The following is a 17719-nucleotide window of genomic DNA, read 5'->3' on the forward strand; positions in this document are numbered from 1 at the left end:
TAAATTTAAAATATAATAGAGCAATTTGATAAAACGACTTTTCTCCATACTCTTACTAATTCTATTGTCTACCTTAGGCTATACTCAAAGTATCAGCATTCAGGTAGAAAACCAGGATTTATCTGCCGTTTTTTATCAAATGAGAAGCCAATACCAAGTGGAATTTAGTTTTAATGCTGAAGATATAGAGGGATGTGTGCTGAGTAAAAATGCAATTTATAAAAATCCGGAGGAGGCCATCATTGATTTACTTAGTGGCTTCGATTTAGATTATAAAAAGCAAGGTTCCATTTTTATTATCATTCCCCAAAAGAAGAAAAAGAAAGACAAGCCTAACTACCATTTTTACTACGGTTTTATTGCAGATGCCACGGCTGGTGAAAGCCTTCCTTCGGCATTGATTAAATATAAGAATGGCTTTCTGAGCACCAACTCAAGTGGCTATTTTACTTTTCGTTCTACCGATAGTGTCGAGAAGGTTCAGATTCAATATTTAGGATATTATACCAAAGATACCCTCCTCACTCCTTCTCAATCTTATCAAATTAAATTAAAATCAGCCGATTTCTATTTAGATGAAGTAGAGGTAAAGTCGGAAAGTTCCATTTTCGATATGATTACAGGGCAGCGTGCTGCTTCCATAAAACTCAATCAAAAAACCAGTAGGTATTTACCGGGTAATATGGATAATGGCATTTATAATATGCTACGCTTACAACCCGGGATTATGGCCTCAGGAGAACAAACCAACGATTATACCATTTGGGGTTCTTGGCCTGGGCAAAACATTATGGAATACGATCACATCAGGTTGTTTAGCATGAGTAGTTTCGACGAGAATCAAAGTATTGTTCATCCGCTCATGATACAAGAGATCAATGTGACAAAAGGAGCTTTTAATACAGACTATGGAAACGGTGTGGGTGGTTTGGTGGATATTACAGGGAAAAGTGGAGACTATAGCGATTTTCATGGAAATGCCAATATCAGTAATCAAGCTGTAAGCGGATACCTGAACATCCCCATTGCTGGTCGATTTTCTTTCCAAACCGCCTACCGACAAACTTTCTATAATATATTGGAGGATAACAGCTCTAATCAAAGTATTAAAGATGGGAAAGAATATGTGATTCCGGAGACCTCTTTTAGAGATTTTAATGTAAAATTCACAGGGCATATCAACGATAAAGATCATTTTAAAATGAATGTGATCACTAGTGAAGATAATGAATATTATTCTTACTCTCAAGTTAGAGGAAACTCTGGCGTTTTTAGTGCAAAAAGCGATAAAGACAAAACTCAAAGTGGATTTTCTACTGAGTATAATAAATTCTATAAAAACAAAAATAGCTCCACCTCTGTCATCTCCTATAGCCATCTAAAGTATAATATCGATATCAATAGAAGGTTTGTAAATACTAATATTAATGGCAATGGCCAAGAAAGTTTCGAAATCAATTCTATTACTAGCAATCAAATATCTGAGATTAAAATCAATCATTCCCATCAGTTTGTATTGGGAGAAAAGAATTTCATTAGTGCCACCGCAGAATTTGTCAGAAATACCAATTCCTATGAAAATGAAATCAACTTAAGTACCATTAAAGAACTTGAAAACGAGAGCAATCGATTCAGTTTGGTATTAAAAGATCATATTGCCATATCAAAACATTTTTATCTTGAAGCCGGATTAAGAACGGATTATGTTCCTGAAGTAAATGAAGTTTACGTGCAGCCTAGGTTTAATATGACTTATTCTGTTATAGAAGGCCTAAAAGTAAATGCAGCCTACGGAAAATATGTGCAATTCCTATATAAAAGCACCATTTATAATGAAAAGGAAGTTCTGTTTAATTTTTGGGAAATCCTTAAGCTCGACAAGCAAGAGGCCACCTCAGCACATCATTATGTATTGGGCTTGAGCTACGATTATGACATCTTCAATTTCAGTGTGGAAGCCTTTTATAAAAGTATTGATCATATTTTTAACTATAGCATCATTCTTCGCGATAAAGAAATCAGTAGAAGCTCTGGGGAGGCCAAAATAAAAGGAATCGACTTCTATTTAAAAGCAAAAATAGGCCAACATGAAATTTGGGGAGCTTATACTTTAAGCCAGACCATGGAGCGTTTCGAGAATAGCAAGTTAGATGAGTTTGAGCTGGCACCACACCATCAAAGACATGAGCTAAAAGGCGCCGCCATCCTCAATTTTTCACCTTTCTATATCTCCACCAACTATGTATATGGCTCGGGATTGGAGTTTTCAAGAAGTACCAGCTCTTCAGAACTTATCCCCTATAATCGATGGGATGCCTCCTTGATGTACAAACTAAATATCAATACCATTTATTGCCAATTCGGAATATCTGCTCTGAATATTTTAGATTATAATAATATCAAATACAGCAATCTCATTCGTCTCTCCGAAGAAGAACTAGTATACTCTCAAAGCACTCCTTTTACTTTACTTTTGAATGTTTATATCGGATTTTAATCTGAAACCTTCTTCTGTTTTGCCAAGAATTCTGTTAAGGTTTCCCCTTTTAAATTATTTGCCATATTTTTGATTAAAATATAATTTTTTGATTAAAATTATAAGCAAGCTATACTTTTACATGAACTCAAAAAACATCTTCCTAAAATAGCATGACAAAGAAAAAAAAGACTCTAATTATCAGAATAGTATTACTAGGTAGCACCATAATATCCTTGTTTTATGTACCATGGATTTTGGTATGGGCTTGGATTTTACCCTTACCCAATTCGGTTCAAGAACAAGCCGACGAAGCTATAGAACATGGATTTGATGGAATGATAGTTTATGTGGACGAAGGAGGTAAAGCTCCAGCATTCTATACGGCCGGCTGGCACGATCGAGATCAGAAAATTCCTGCCAAGCCAAAAGCTTTATTCAAAATTGCCAGTATCAGTAAATTATATGTGGCGGTTGCTATTAGTAAATTAGCCCATGATAAGCGTTTGTCATTAGATAAACCAGTCTCTGATTACTTTCCCGAGCTTAAAGGAAGAATTGAAAATATAGATGAAATCACCTTGCGATTAATGGTGCAACATAGGAGCGGTATTCCTAATTTTACAGATAATCCAGACTTTTGGCAAGACCGATCGGACCTCAAAAAAGATGCGCTCGAATATGCGCTTGACTTACCAGCCAACTTTGAACCAGATAAAGCTTATGGCTATTCAAATACCAATTATTTATTACTTTCAAGAATCATAGAGAAAGTGGTAGGCTATAGTCGTCAACAATATTTTAGGGAAGAAATATTAGAACCTCTTGGCCTAAGCCATACCTACGGCTCTCTTGATGAAGTGGATTTAGATGATGTGATGAGTGGCTATTATGCAGGCTATGATGAAGATTTCAAGACTGAGGAGGTCGGAATGATAGCCACAGCAGAGGATGTAGGAATTTTCTTGCGTGCATTAAACGATGGTTCAGTATTTGAAGAGGGTGAACAAGAAATATATTCCTCTATTTACGTATACGAGCACGGAGGCCTAGTTCCTGGATATCAAAGCCTGGCAGAATATCATAAAGATATTGATACCGTCATTATTCAGTTTATTAATACCACAGACTTTAATGGATATGATTGGAATTTATCGGAAATCATATATAGTCGTATTGTAAAAATAGTGAGACGTAGCAAAAGTAAATAAGCCCACCGTTTTAATAAAATGAGACCATCTTTCGCAAACTTTATATTAGAAATTATTGGAGCATTTATTGTTTGGTCTTTCAAAGGATTTAAAGGAAAGCTATCCGATGAAGTTTCTAGTCCTTTTGAAGCGAATAGTAAATCAATTCGTAATGCTTTTATTAGCATTTTGCTTATCATAAGCATTATTTTTATTATCAGCAATCTAGAAGACTCCAAAACCAAAGAGCCTGCAGAATTTAAATATGAGATGCTTAAGTGAAATGCTATGTCTTTAAAAACAAGACCCAATTGGAAATTTGCTTTATTTATTTGTTCTTCTTTGTTTAAATATAACACCCTAAGCCTATTTAATTCTCTACCTAATCCTTTTGAGAATATATAATTTTGAGCTATTTTTACCAAGCATATGATCAAGCACATACTTTGGCATCATTTTTATTATTAAAATGATGTTCAGGTATTCAATTTCATCAAGTAAATAGAAAAAACATGAAGGCATTAAAACTATTTCTACTCATTTTACTAAGTTCAACTTGTTTTGCACAAGTTCCAAGTTTAGGTGTTTATAAAGGAGATAAGAATGTACAACTAGAAATCTCTAAGCTAGATATTCAGATTGAAGTGGTGGGCAATATCGCCACCACAACTTATGATATGGTTTTTTATAATCCCTACTCCTCTATTCTTGAAGGAGAATTAGCCATGCCTTTGAAGAATGGGCAGGAAATATATCGTTATGCTTTAGAAATCAATGGGAAACTACGCGAAGGCGTAATTGTTGAAAAAGTAAAAGCTCGCCAAGCTTTTGAGGCAGTAGTCCGCAAAAATATTGACCCCGGAATCATTAACAAAACCAAGGGAAACAATTTTAAAACTAAGATATACCCAATTCCTGCAAAAGGAACTAAAAGACTAGTGCTTGCACTTAGTGAAACTTTAAACGGTGATAAAGAAAACCTAAACTATTCTCTACCTTTTGGAGAGCTGAATCAAATTGATGATTTTTCATTGAAGGTGAAAGTACTTAAATGTCAGCCTGATGAGATAGACATCAAGAGTGATTTTCAGAATATTAATTTTGACAGTAAAGAAAATTCCTATGTGCTAAATCTAAAGGAAAAGAATTTCAAGCCTACAGAAGATATTAGATTTACTATTCCTCGATATTCTACAGATTCTTATCAGCTTTTCACCTGCGATTTTGAAGGAGAAACCTATTTCTACCTCAATTTTCCACCCAATCCATTAGAACAAGAAAATGTGGAAGAACCTGAAAGTATTGCCATTTATTGGGATAACTCCTTTTCAGCTTCAAAGCGAAATACAGAAAAAGAATTAAAATTTTTGGAGGAATACCTGAATAGTTTAAGTGCCGAAGTGAAGGTGTCAGTTTATCATTTTAATCTTTTTGCATCAGAAGAAAAATCATTTTTAGCATCTCATTCCAAAGAAATTATTAGTCATATCCATTCTTTAAAAAATGATGGTGCAACATGTTTACAGAATCTAGAGTTTTCAAAGCATCATGACCTCATATTACTATTTTCTGATGGAGTTAATACCATTGGGAAAGCAATAATACAAGCTTCTAAACCCATTTATGCTATTAGTTCGGCTGCAGGAAGCGATTATGGATTATTGAAATCCTCTTGTGCCAAAACAAATGGGGAATTTATAGACCTCACTATAACTTCAATCCCCAGAGCATTAGAATTGATTCAACAAGATGAAGAAAAGTTTCTTTCTAGCGAATACAATTCCAATCATATTAAAGAGGTTTATCCCAAACTAGCAGAATCTATAAATACTACATTTGAGATTACAGGTATTTTAACCCATAAAGAAGCTACCCTAAAGGTAAATTTTGGAAACAAGACAGGAGTGAATCAATCAAAGACTTTTTTGATTAGGAAAAATGGAGAATCGCAAATGGTCTCCCGCATTTGGGCAAGCAAAAAGTTGGCCTATCTAGATGCAAATTATGAAAAGAACAAAGAAGAAATTATTGAACTCAGTCAGAAACATAACATCATCACTCGAAATACATCCATGCTGGTTCTTGATAGAGTAGAAGATTATGTAAGGTATGATATTGATCCACCAGCAGAATTGAAAAAAGATTATAATAAACTAATTGCCATTAAAAACAAAAACAAACCTAAACAAGCTTCAAAAAAAGACATAGAAAAGAAAAACATTCAAAGAATCAATACTCTTTTTAGCAATTATGACCAATCCTATAAAATAAAGACCGGAAATAATTATTACGATAGCATTGTTGAATTTGGGGAAAATAGAAGAATTCAAGGACGGCTTATTGATTTCGATACTGGCGAACCTGTTCCCTTTGCAAATGTGGTTATAATAGACAATGAAACACAAATTGCAGGCACTTCCTCAGATTTTAATGGGAATTTCACCATAGAGTCCCTTCCTGTATTAGATTCTCTAACTTTAACTGTGTCATCAGTTGGCTATGAACCCAGCACTATAACAATTTCTGATGGCTATCCTATTCAAATCAGGTTATGGCCTTCTTCTCTTATATTAGAAGAAGCAGAAGTTATAGCATATGAGGTACCACTAATTTCCCGAGATGTTACTAGCTCAGGAGCAACTGTACGAACTGCTATTTCAGAAGATAGAGAAGGCAGCAGTGTTAGAGGTTCCCGTTCAGGTGAAACCCTTGAGTATATTGACGGTGTGAAAGTAACAGGAAGTGAAACAAAATCGTCAATAAAAGTTTTGGCTTGGATGCCGGATGCTCCCTATATGAAAGAGCTAAGAAAAGCCAATGATGATGATTTATTAATGCTGTATGATCAGCTTAAAGAAGAAAACAAAAACAGACCTTCCTTTTATATTCAGGTAGCAGACTTGTTTTTTGCTAAAGAAAAGCATCAAGAAGCGGTTAGAATTCTTTCCAATATCATTGAATTAGATTTGGAGAACCCTGAACTATTAAAAGTAGTTGCAAGACGTTTATTAGACGAAGAGGAATACGAAATGGCCATTGACATTTATAAAGAAATCCGAGATTTACGTCCTGAAGAACCACAGTCTTTTAGGGATTTGGCTATAGCCTCTGAGCGCAAACAAGAATATCAAAATGCATTGGAGATGTATCTATTTGTATTAGATAATAAGTGGGAGCGTTTTGATGACATAAAAGAAGTAGTGTTTCATGAAATGAATGCACTTATATCTTTGCATAAAGAAGAATTGAAATTATCAAAAGTTAATAAGGACTATATAAAAGATATGCCTTTTGATATTCGCATCACAATAGACTGGAGCAGTAATGATAATGATATAGATTTGTGGGTAGTAGATCCTAATGGTGAAAAATGTTTCTATAGTCATTCATTAACTGCACTAGGAGGAAGAATTTCCAGAGATTTCACTCGAGGATATGGACCAGAAGAGTTTAGCTTAAAAGATGCAAAACGTGGTTTTTATACCGTGTATGTAAATTACTTTAGTGAATCAAGACAAACCATCACAGGTCCTGTTACTGTCTATGCTGAACTAACGACTCATTATGGCACTAAAAATCAAAAAACAGAACGAGTGGCGGTTCAATTAGAAAATAAATCCACTAAAGGCAATATGCAAATTGCAATGTTGGAGTTTGTGGAATAAGGACTGAAACTTTTTAAAACCCTCCTTTGGAATGTTAATTTGGAAGAAAGTTAATTATAATTACAAGTTAGGCTCCATTTGAATGGGAATGCTTATTGTCGAAAATAAATTAAAAATGAAATTGCAAATTACAATAGTATTAACACTAGGAATTCTGTTTATAAATAATCAAAGCACTACTGCGCAGGAATATCAAATTCCAAAAATCACAAAATCTTATCCGCAGATTCCAGATTACGGTAAGCCAATTGAATACAGGTTTTCAGATGAGATTAATAAAATAATAGGGGCCTTCATTGCAAAAACGGACACTACAGAAAAATCCTTTTGGGGTGAATTAGAAAAATCGGATTCTATCAACGAACTTAGTATTTGGGATTATTATACCTATCCTATTAATTCTATTGACTCATCTTCCGATATAAGTGGAAAATTAATATCATCAACAAACAGGTATTGCAACGTAAGGAACAACAGAATTCCAATTTCATTTCCATCTGATAGAGAATATGGAGGATATACGTTTTGTATGACTGGAACACCATTGGTAATCAAATTTAAACGCATTAAACAGGGACAATACAAAATTATATGGGTTGGTCATTATGATTAATAAAAACAAACGTAGCCTAATAACACATATAGTTTATGTCGGATTAGTTACAAGAATTGACGATATTTAAATTAAATACAGTGCTGAAAGAAAATTTGTTTTTCAAATTCCGCCACAAAACTATATGCCGAGGGTTGTATTCAACTTGAAAGACACGAATATTAAAAGCATGAGAATGGAGATATCAGGATTTATAATGGTTTTGATGGGAATAATTGCTGTTCCATTTCAGTATAACATTGTCCAGACCTTAAAGAAAAATGGATTTAATTCAACGATATTTATATTTTTACCTTCAGACCTAAAAAATTATAGAAAATTGATAAAATCTGTCAATAATGAATATGAGAAAAGAAGAATGAAAACAAACTATTATGGACTAATTATTTCATGGAGTGTAGCAATAACTTGTTTTCTATTATTCCTCTTTATTGGATTAAATTTATGATAAATGATTTAATAATCTTTGTATGTTGAGTTATTCAGACAATAACAATCTATTTAGTCTCTCTGAAAGCTCTATAAACTTGACAGATTGATTAGTATTAAATTTGAACAAAATAATATTGAATTAATAAAAAACAACTTGAGATACTTTATACTCATACCAGTAATTATTTTTCTAACTGCATGCAAACACAATGCAAGTAAAGAAAACATGGAAGAAATTGAAATAATAAATCAAACTCTTGTAGAATTACTGAGTGAAGATTGGTATTACGAAAAGGGAAGCCCACCACCCAAGCCATTGTCAATTAACGCAACAAAAATCGACTCAGCAAAATATATCCAATATCTCTCCGAATATGAAATTTCAAAAACAAATAAAAAAATTGACACTTCTCGACTAATTGTTATTCTTAAAGATTCATTGATCGCAATACCTAGCAGAATAAAACTTGGCTACATAGCTGATATTAAGTATTTTAAAACTAACTATTCAGCTGACACAAGTTTCATCTCCTTAATAAAAAAACTAAAATCTTTTACCGTTGGCAAACCTCTCAACACTTCTGAAATTAAAAATATTGGACGGTTTGATATAATCAAACTAACTGATTTAGAACACATAAAAAAACCTTATGGGAAAATTGGATATATTAGATATTCAAAAGTGGCTTTTGACAGTTCACATCGTAGAGCTTGTGTATATTTTGATTTTAATCACACTACACTTTTTGGGTATGGAACAATTTTGTTCCTTGAAAAATCTGGAACAAAATGGACAATTATCGGGCAATTTGGACAATGGGTATCATGAGAAAAACATAATAATAAGGGCTGATAAAGGCTCATAAACAATGCGGGATTTAGCTGTAAATTGATAAATCTAAATAAAAAAATGGTTTAGACTAAAAGATTAATTTCCGAAAAACCGCTCTGCTCATAACCTCGACTATCAAACTACAAGCACAAAAAAAACCGACCTGAAAAATGGCCGGTTTCTAAAATAAATATCTTCAAAAAAACTTACATCACCTCAAGGCTCAATACTTCGTTGATATCTCGAGAAGATTCCCCCACCAAAATCTCAAACTCACCAGAATTCACCGTCCAAGATTTGGTTTCACTATTCCAGAAAGCAAAGGCTTCTTTGTCTAGGTATAAGTCTACCACCTGGCTTTCTCCGGCGGCTAGCATCACCTTTTTAAAGGCTTTAAGTTCTTTTGCAGGACGAACATCTGTTGGCTTCTTTTCGCTTACATAAAGCTGGGCTACGGTGGCTCCTGCTTGAGTTCCTGTATTGCTCACCTTTACTGATATTTTTATAGCCTCCTCCTTTGTTATCTTTGAGGAGGATAATTGAGCATCGCTGATGGTAAAACTCGTATAAGACAAGCCAAATCCGAATGGGAATAAAGGCTCTATGTTTTTAGTATCATACCATCTATAACCCACCAAAACTCCTTCTTCATAATTTACATCGTAAAGCTGGTCAGGAGCTTGTTGAATAGAGGTATCAAAACTCCAACGGTCTATAACTGACTTTGGCGCATCCATATCAAAATAACTAGGATGCTCACAAAGGAATTTAGCATCGGCTGGTCTATAGCCAAAAGCTGGAGAATCTTTAAATTCTTTTTCTATGGTCATGGGGAGTTTTCCACTTGGATTGGTTTGTCCTGTAAGTACTTCTGCCAAAGCTATATTCCCGATCTGACCAGGATACCAATTATAGAGGATGGCATCAATATCATTCCAGTCGGTCATACGAATACCACCTCCGGAACTTACTATCACAATAGTATTTGGGTTGGCTTTTGCCGCTAGTTGAACGAGTGCTTCCTGCTTCTCAGAAATAGCAAATGGTCTATCACTACCCTCGTAGTCCCAAGTCACTGTGTTCACCATTAGCACATCGGCTTGTTTCATTTCTTGCTCTGTTGCATATTCTTTATACTGAATATTCGGGTAAACCTCCTCTAAGGCATCTAACATACTAACTATATCATAACCATCTACTTCACCAGAACCTCCTCCGTAAATATTTCTTTTCACAAACATTCCAGTAATCAGGATGTTTTTCTCGCTGCCTTTAGCAATGGGTAAAATATTATTCTCGTTTCTCAATAAAACAATCCCTTCACGGGCTGTTTTTAAAGCTACCTGCTCATGTTCAGCAAATTTCTCTAAATAAGACTCATCTTTCATAGGACGATCAAGATATCCAACTTTGGCAAGGGTTTTAATAATATTGATACACATGCCATCAATATATTTCTCTTCTACTTTACCACTTTCCACTAAACTCTTAAGTTCGGTCATGGTCTCTCCTCCAGGCATTTCCAAATCTTGTCCCGATTTAACCAACTTCTCAGCATCTGTAACACTCCACCAATCGGTCATCACCAAGTTTTCAAAACCCAGTTGTTGACGTAATAGATAGTTAATCACATAATCGCTTTGTCCGGCCCATTCCCCATTAATTTGATTATATGAGGTCATCACAGCCAAGGCACCAGCATCCACACCACTTTTAAAAGCAGGCGTATATATTTCGTGTAAAGCTCTTTCAGAAACCACTGTGTTGGAAGCACGACGTTTATAATCGGTATTATTGGCCACAAAATGTTTCATAGTAGAAATAACTCCAGTATTCTGAACACCAACCACATATTGCTCTACGATTCTAGCAGCCAAATAAGGATCTTCTCCCATATATTCAAAGTTTCTTCCGCATTGAGAGTTGCGATAAATATTCATCCCAGGACCTAATAAAATACCAATTCCAGCTGCTCTACATTCTTCGCCAATACTGTGGGCATAATCGTAAGCTATTTCAGGATTCCAAGTAGCAGCCAATTCCAAAGCATTGGGAAAAGACACTGATTTTTCTAAAGCATAATCGCTAATATCATCACCCAACCAGCTTTCTCTAATATTTACACCTTGAGTAGCGTCACTCAAGTATACATCAGGTAAACCATATTTTTCATATCCTTTAATGAAAAAGCCCTTATGTCCTTTTATTAAATCTAGCTTTTCATCCAGATTCATTTTCTTCACAATAGACTCAGCACGCTCAAGGGCAAGCTCCTCTGAAACTTCTGGACTATACTTCACTTTTTCAATGGGTTTAATCGCTTCCACAGCTTTCTCTTTTTCTCCACATGATATCAGCATTAAAGCCAAAATAAAAATGGGGAGGGTGATTTTTAGTTTTTTAAACATCATTTGTTGTTTTAGTATTAATATATAGTTTTCTTTAGTTTCTTAGTTTACTTAGGTTAGACAAACAATTATTTGTCTGATGTTAAGAGTATTAGTGATATCATTCACTACATCACTGCAAATATAATATTTCATGAACAGATATTAAAATATGCTTTGAATAAACACCATTTTTCCTATTCGAATGATTAGGTATATCTTTAAGCTCTTTTTTTAAATTATATTATAATCATGAAACAAGTTATCATCACCATTATATCCATTCTATTATTAATAGTTACTTATCTCATAATCGATCATTTTCTGTTCGATGGATTTAAAACTAGTTTTATTCATGAAGATGGATTTCAAGCCAAATATTTTGCAAGAAGCGAGACTCAAAACAAAACTGCTATTATCTTGATTGGTGGCGGACAATGGGGTAACTATTGGGGTGAACAATTTGCAAACAAAGGTTATGTAGGTTTATCCTTGCCCTATACCAGATTGGAAGGATTGCCGGATCTTCCTGAAGAAATTCCCCTAGAGTATTTTGAGAAAGCTATAGATTAGTTAGGCAAACAAGCTGAAGTTGATGCCCAGAAAATCCTAGTGATGGGCGCCTCAAGAAATGCGGAATTAGCTTTGGTATTGGCCTCTGTACTTCCAAATAAAATTAGCGGAGTCATTGCTTATGCCCCAAGTTCAGTTTCATGGTCGAACACCGTTTTACCTTTCAACTCAGATCACCTAAAAGCCTCTTGGACCTATAAAGGCGAAGACATTCCTTATATTCCTATGGAAAAAATCACTCCAAATGCATCCTCTCAAATCAATACTTTAGCCTATTGGAAATCGGGTTTAGAAAGGCTTGAGGATGTTAAATTAGCAAGCATAGAAGTAGAAAACATTAATGGTCCTATCCTACTCTTCTCAGGAAAAGAGGATGGCGTTTGGCCAGCTGCTCAAATGGCAGATAGTATAGAAAAGAGAATCAAAGGCCATGATTTTAAATTTGCTTTTGAAAATATTCAATACGAAAATGCTGGTCATCTCATTTCTAGAAACCCAGATTCGGAATCAGATGTATCCATAAGAAAAGGCCAAATGAATATCAATGGAAAAGACTATGAATTTGATTTTGGTGGAACCATGGAGGGTGATAATTTAGCCAAAAATCAGGCTCGTGTGAAGGTGTTTGAGTTTCTTGCTGATTTATAATGGTTTTTTAAAGTAGTATCCTATCCAATTATATTTAAACCCATAATAACCATCCAAAAACACCTGTTAGAATAATCACATAAGCCACCAAAGCATAAACCCATTTTCCTCCAAACTTTGGAGTTGGGATAGAAGATAAATTAAGTACTGAAAACAGCATCAGGAGGGCATAGATTAAAATGGCAAAAATAGAAGGCTCAAAAAAGTTTTCGAAGACAAATACTAGTGCCAAAATAAGCACATTATTATCCAAAGGAAATCCTTTGTATGTTTTAGTATCAATCAATCCATAAACATTAAAATAAGTCAAACGGATAGCACTAGCAGCTATAATGACAAATGCTCCAGGTAAAAACCAGATACTATATTCTCCATAGCTTAAAAGGATAATGGCCGGCAAAATACCAAAGCTGACGATATCGATCATGGAATCGAGTTGAGCGCCAAAATCACCTTGTATTTTGGTTCTTCCTTTTAATATTCGAGCGATAATACCATCAAACCAATCGAATAATACCGCCCATAAAACGCCTATTATTGCCGCCTCAAAATTTCCTTGAATGGCAAAATAGATTCCTATCACCGCACTCAACAATCCCAAAAGAGAGCAAATGTTTGGCAAATCTTTAATAAAGCTGAAGACACTTAATTGTTTATTATTATCCATACATCACCTCCTTCAGTCCAATAATAAGAGTGCTGTTTTCCTTTTGAGAACGACTGGCAATTCGAATGTATCGATCGCCATCGGGTTGGGTTTTTCCAGCACTATCTTTTATATAAATATTATGCTTAATAAATAGACGTTTACAAACCTCAGGGCCACTTAAAGCATCATCGGGCAAACGACAGTAAATATAGTTGGCATCGGGCTTAAAAACGGTCATTCCCTCAATAGCACATAGCTCTTTATAAAAAACATCTCTATCCACTTTAACCTCCTCACAACTGGCCTCAAACTCTTGTTTATATTGTGGCAATATCCTCAAAAATTCTTCCGCAAAACCATTAATATTCCAAATATGAATGCCATTGCGAACTGCTTGGGCAAATTCGAGATTAGCTGTTAGCATATATCCTATTCTTAAACCACAAATTCCATAGGCTTTGCTCATGCTTTTCAGAATAGCCATATTGGGATATTTGTCGATGTCAAGTTCCAAACTAATTTGCTCTTTCTTGTCGGTAAAATCAAGAAACGATTCATCTATAATAAGCATACAATTGCTGGGTTTTAACTTTTCAGCTAATCGTATTAAATCGGGTTTGGGCACTACCAAGGACGTAGGATTATTGGGTGTGACGACAACCGCCACATCGGCTCCAACTTTAATGGCTTCGGCAGCAAACTTGTCTACATCCAGCTGAAAAGATGGAAATTCAAGGGGAAACTCCACCACTCGTCCTTCTGGTGCTGCATTTGCATATTCATTAAAAGATGGGACCGGAACAATTAACTTTTTGGCTAAACTACCCGAAAGTATCTTTATGATTTCGGCAGCCCCATTTCCTACAATAATTTTATTCGCATCTTGATGAATAAGCTCCCCTATCAATTCAGCCAAAGCATTTTGTGCCATGGGATAGTTCAGAACCAAATTGTGAATATTATCCTTTAGATGATCAAAAACCTGCTTGGGCGGGAAATATAAATTATACAGGTAAGCATGATCTGTAAAATGGTGGCGATAATATCCTCCATGTTGTTTTGCAATGTATTCGTATTTTTCTTCTGGTGTGTTATACTTGATTTCCATGGTATTAGTATAATAATTATTGTCTGTATATAAATTAATAAACTATGCCACTGCAAATTCTTGCATAACAAGCTTTTTCAAATCCTTAGGGAATAATAATTCCGCTTTTGCTAAATCTTTCATGGTATCAATTTCATACCATGGTTTATGATCAAAAGAAACCGATTCTAATGCCAAACTTTTATTTTCAATCATCTCAGCAAAAACAGCTTCATAATAACAATTGACACTACCTTCGCTAATATATTGATTCAATTTCAATATAATGGCTTGCCATGATGCCAATGAAAAACTGTAAATATTCACTGTTTTGTACCGGATATCAGAATAGACATCTGTTGTTCCTTTTTGAAATTGAGTCACCATATTTGCCTTGTTCACAGAAACTGTTGTTCCATTAAGCCAAGGTTGCATAAGTGCTACAGCCATTCTATCCGGATAAACCATATCATTCAACAATGTAGTGTTTAATACCAAATCGCTTTCAAAAAGCACAAAAGACTCTTTAATAGTATGGCGGGCCATCCAAAGCGAGTAAATATTATTAGTTGTTTTATATAGGGGACTGTGAACGTATTCGATGCTAATGTCTCCTGATTTTTCACCAAGATAATCTTTGATAGATGCTTGTTCATGACCGGTGACGATGACAAGTCGTTTAAATCCTTGGCTTTTAAGATTATTGATCAATCTTTCGAGAATCGATTTTTCGTTGACAAGGGTAAGGCATTTAGGCGAGTTTTGTGTTAAAGGGAAAAGGCGACTACCGGTACCAGCGGCAAGAAGCAATGCTGTTGTTATGCGTTTTTGAGCATAACCATGATCTGAATCACTATGCATATAGAAATGTATTGGTGACATCAGAAAAAACTAAATGCCATGAAGCATCTAGTGCACTATGTATTAGCACTCTGATGTTGGGACTAGTTTGCTGATAATTCAACTATAAGTATGAAGTCTGCTAATGTGATGATCAAGGCTGTAAGAGCTCATCAACAAAAATGATAGTGAATGATTGATACTAAAAGATTAGTAATCCGGCTGCAAAGATACGTTAAATAACAAGACCAACGAAAAGGATAGTTTTTCAGTTTGTTGTATTATATCAATTGAATTTAAATCATTCAAAAAGAGATCCATGGATTAAGAGTATTTCCGCGAATTATAAAATAACAAAGATGTTAGAACTAGCCTTTCTATTAGACTAGCCATAACATCTTCATGTTTTTATTCGGATTCAAAAAATAATATTTCTGAATCTACTTCTTTCTAAAATGATGTGGATACTCTGCCTCACGATTCTGAAAAGTTAAAACAGATTCTTTTTTAATCACACCCTTATCTGTGTTAATGGCTCTTCGAAGGGTATCATTATCCATCCAACTATCATGGCCATTCAGTATCGTTTCTAAATATACAATTAGAGCTGCGGATATTGATCTGGATGCGCTTTCCCAAAGATAACTTGGTGTATGGTCTACAGCATAATAACTAATCTTGTCCACATGTATTAATGGCTTTTTAAAAGTGGTAGGTATAGCAAAATAGAATCCCATCCCCTCATCACAGCTCACATCAATAATTAAACATCCTGGCTTTAAAGAATCTTTTTCAGCTTCTGTTACAAAATCTATGGGATGATCAGTATCTTGGTAGGTACCATTAATTATAATTTCTGATTCACTAATCAAATCAGACAAAGGCTTTACGGTTCCATCATGCTCTACTGTTACCATTCTAGCCTCCCCATCTACACCTTCACGAATACGGACATAATGAACATCTAAAACTTCCTCTCTTACTTCATAATCAGGTCGCTGAATACAAATGGTAATATCTCTAAAACCATGAGCTTTTAGTGCATAAATAGCACCCCTACTCACCGCACCAAAACTAAAAATAATGACTTTGCGCTGATTTCCATAATGACCATCGATACCCTTTAATTGCAAGGCATGAATAACAGCACAATAACCTGCCATTTCATTGTTTTTATAAAAAGTATGTCTTCCCACTTGTCCGCTTGGCGACCAAACAAACATGTCTTCAAAGGCAATTAAGGTTAGTTTTCTATCAATGGCAGTTTGCGTAATATCACCCTGTTGAGCACAATGTGGGTATCCCCAAATAAATCCACCTTCACGTATTTCCTTTAAATCAGTTAAAACAGGCTTGGCTATAATAACAGAACCAATATTTGCTAATAATTCATGACGAGAGGCCACTCCACCAGTTTGGGCAATAAAAAAGTCATCATCCAAACCAAATGGGGCTCCATATCCCTTTTCAAATATTAACTGTTTTCTAATTTTTTCTGGGATTCGTGTTAAATGATCAGGATGAATAGGTACGCGTTTTTCATCTTCTTTTTTTGAAGTTCCAATAACTCCTAAGCTTAGCTTTTTCATAAATATTTCTCTATTGATCTTGTTAGGTAACAAATGTATGTCGGCTCGACAATCCGTAATTCAATAAGAAATAATTGCTGTATAGAAAGGAAATTATAAAAGCAGCAAAATGGACTAATGACTGATTGAAATCAAAAATGGTATAAACCAGTGGTAAAGGTAGGCTATTTCCTCAGAACCTTGGGAATTATATTCACACAAGTGATATAAGACCTAGAAAGTGGGGTATAAATACCGACCACTACAATTCTCAAATGCTAACTATCACAGCCCAGATTTCTATAGCAACAAGCAGTAAAAATTGCTAAATCAGCGTTAAAATCCATATAGTGTTTTGTGATTTAATGACTTAGTGATACTTTCGTAAAGTATTAAGATTTTATAATCCTTAAGAATTATATATCAGTCAAATAAAAACACAAAAATCAAATCACAAAACAATGAAAAAATCATTCTCATTATTATTTATCAGCCTTTTAGCACTTTTTGTAATCAGTTGTAATCAGTCTGAACAACAATCAGATTCTAACACAGAATCTCCCGTTTTAACCTCCACCAAAGTAAAAACCGTGATGACTAAACAAATGCAAGATGCACTCACTCCCGATGCCCATTAGCGTTAACTTAAGCTGTCTATTTTTTTAAGTTACAGATATACATATGATTACAAGACTATTTCTTTCTGACTTCTTTGTTTTTTACTCTTTTTAATACAAAGGTGTTTTTATCTTCAAGCAC

At 34.7% G+C, this 17719-nt stretch carries 14 protein-coding genes and 1 pseudogene; 10 read left to right on the plus strand and 5 right to left on the minus strand.

Translation table 11 applies throughout. The features are described from left to right. Positions 1-25 precede the first annotated feature (25 nt). The 7 genes from HNS40_RS16475 to HNS40_RS16505 all read left to right on the plus strand — a co-directional run bounded on the left by HNS40_RS16475 (position 26) and on the right by HNS40_RS16505 (position 9205). The gene (locus HNS40_RS16475) at positions 26-2497 is read left to right on the plus strand and encodes a TonB-dependent receptor (protein WP_172282858.1); all 2472 of its coding nucleotides are present in this window, start codon (positions 26-28) and stop codon (positions 2495-2497) included. A gap of 152 nt (positions 2498-2649) precedes the next feature. Then, positions 2650-3687: a serine hydrolase gene (locus tag HNS40_RS16480; RefSeq protein WP_172282860.1), complete on the plus strand. Its 1038-nt coding sequence runs from the start codon at positions 2650-2652 to the stop codon at positions 3685-3687. Between the two features lie 18 nt (positions 3688-3705). After that, complete coding sequence (locus tag HNS40_RS16485; protein WP_172282862.1) at positions 3706-3948, plus strand: hypothetical protein; 243 nt, start codon at positions 3706-3708, stop codon at positions 3946-3948. A 230-nt stretch (positions 3949-4178) separates the two neighbouring features. Then, a complete protein-coding gene (locus tag HNS40_RS16490; protein WP_172282864.1) occupies positions 4179-7331 on the plus strand; it encodes a VIT domain-containing protein in 3153 nt (1050 codons plus the stop codon). A 115-nt stretch (positions 7332-7446) separates the two neighbouring features. After that, complete coding sequence (locus tag HNS40_RS16495) at positions 7447-7944, plus strand: hypothetical protein (RefSeq protein WP_172282866.1); 498 nt, start codon at positions 7447-7449, stop codon at positions 7942-7944. 175 nt (positions 7945-8119) lie between these two features. Continuing rightward, positions 8120-8392: a hypothetical protein gene (locus HNS40_RS16500; protein WP_172282868.1), complete on the plus strand. Its 273-nt coding sequence runs from the start codon at positions 8120-8122 to the stop codon at positions 8390-8392. A gap of 210 nt (positions 8393-8602) precedes the next feature. Beyond that, positions 8603-9205, plus strand: a complete 603-nt coding sequence (locus HNS40_RS16505) for a hypothetical protein (RefSeq protein WP_172282870.1) — start codon at positions 8603-8605, stop codon at positions 9203-9205. A 209-nt stretch (positions 9206-9414) separates the two neighbouring features. Here the strand turns inward: HNS40_RS16505 and HNS40_RS16510 are convergent, their stop codons facing one another. After that, positions 9415-11616 (minus strand): glycoside hydrolase family 3 C-terminal domain-containing protein, encoded by a 2202-nt coding sequence (locus tag HNS40_RS16510; RefSeq protein WP_253916405.1) that lies wholly within the window; start codon positions 11614-11616, stop codon positions 9415-9417. A gap of 231 nt (positions 11617-11847) precedes the next feature. On the opposite strand from HNS40_RS16510, the gene HNS40_RS16515 reads away from it, so the two are divergent. Continuing rightward, on the plus strand, positions 11848-12168 hold the full coding sequence (locus HNS40_RS16515) for a hypothetical protein (protein ID WP_172282872.1): 321 nt from the start codon (positions 11848-11850) through the stop codon (positions 12166-12168). Between the two features lie 15 nt (positions 12169-12183). After that, a pseudogene (locus HNS40_RS16520) lies at positions 12184-12816 on the plus strand (acyl-CoA thioester hydrolase/BAAT C-terminal domain-containing protein); the annotation flags it as partial. 34 nt (positions 12817-12850) lie between these two features. Here HNS40_RS16520 and HNS40_RS16525 read toward each other — a convergent pair. The 4 genes from HNS40_RS16525 to HNS40_RS16540 form a co-directional block, all read right to left on the minus strand. Next, entirely contained in the window at positions 12851-13483 is a 633-nt protein-coding gene (locus HNS40_RS16525; RefSeq protein WP_172282876.1) for a phosphatidylcholine/phosphatidylserine synthase, read from the minus strand. Then, a complete protein-coding gene (locus tag HNS40_RS16530) occupies positions 13476-14573 on the minus strand; it encodes a histidinol-phosphate transaminase (RefSeq protein WP_172282878.1) in 1098 nt (365 codons plus the stop codon). The genes HNS40_RS16525 and HNS40_RS16530 overlap by 8 nt, the downstream gene beginning before the upstream one ends. A gap of 42 nt (positions 14574-14615) precedes the next feature. Beyond that, complete coding sequence (locus tag HNS40_RS16535; protein ID WP_172282880.1) at positions 14616-15413, minus strand: phosphocholine cytidylyltransferase family protein; 798 nt, start codon at positions 15411-15413, stop codon at positions 14616-14618. Positions 15414-15832: 419 nt separating this feature from the next. Beyond that, positions 15833-16981 (minus strand): N(5)-(carboxyethyl)ornithine synthase, encoded by a 1149-nt coding sequence (locus tag HNS40_RS16540; protein ID WP_172282882.1) that lies wholly within the window; start codon positions 16979-16981, stop codon positions 15833-15835. 440 nt (positions 16982-17421) lie between these two features. Here HNS40_RS16540 and HNS40_RS16545 point away from each other — a divergent pair, with 440 nt between their 5' ends. Continuing rightward, positions 17422-17598: a hypothetical protein gene (locus HNS40_RS16545; protein ID WP_172282884.1), complete on the plus strand. Its 177-nt coding sequence runs from the start codon at positions 17422-17424 to the stop codon at positions 17596-17598. The last annotated feature ends 121 nt before the right edge of the window (positions 17599-17719 follow it).

The organism is Lentimicrobium sp. S6 (assembly GCF_013166635.1).
Lineage (GTDB): Bacteria > Bacteroidota > Bacteroidia > Bacteroidales > UBA12170 > UBA12170.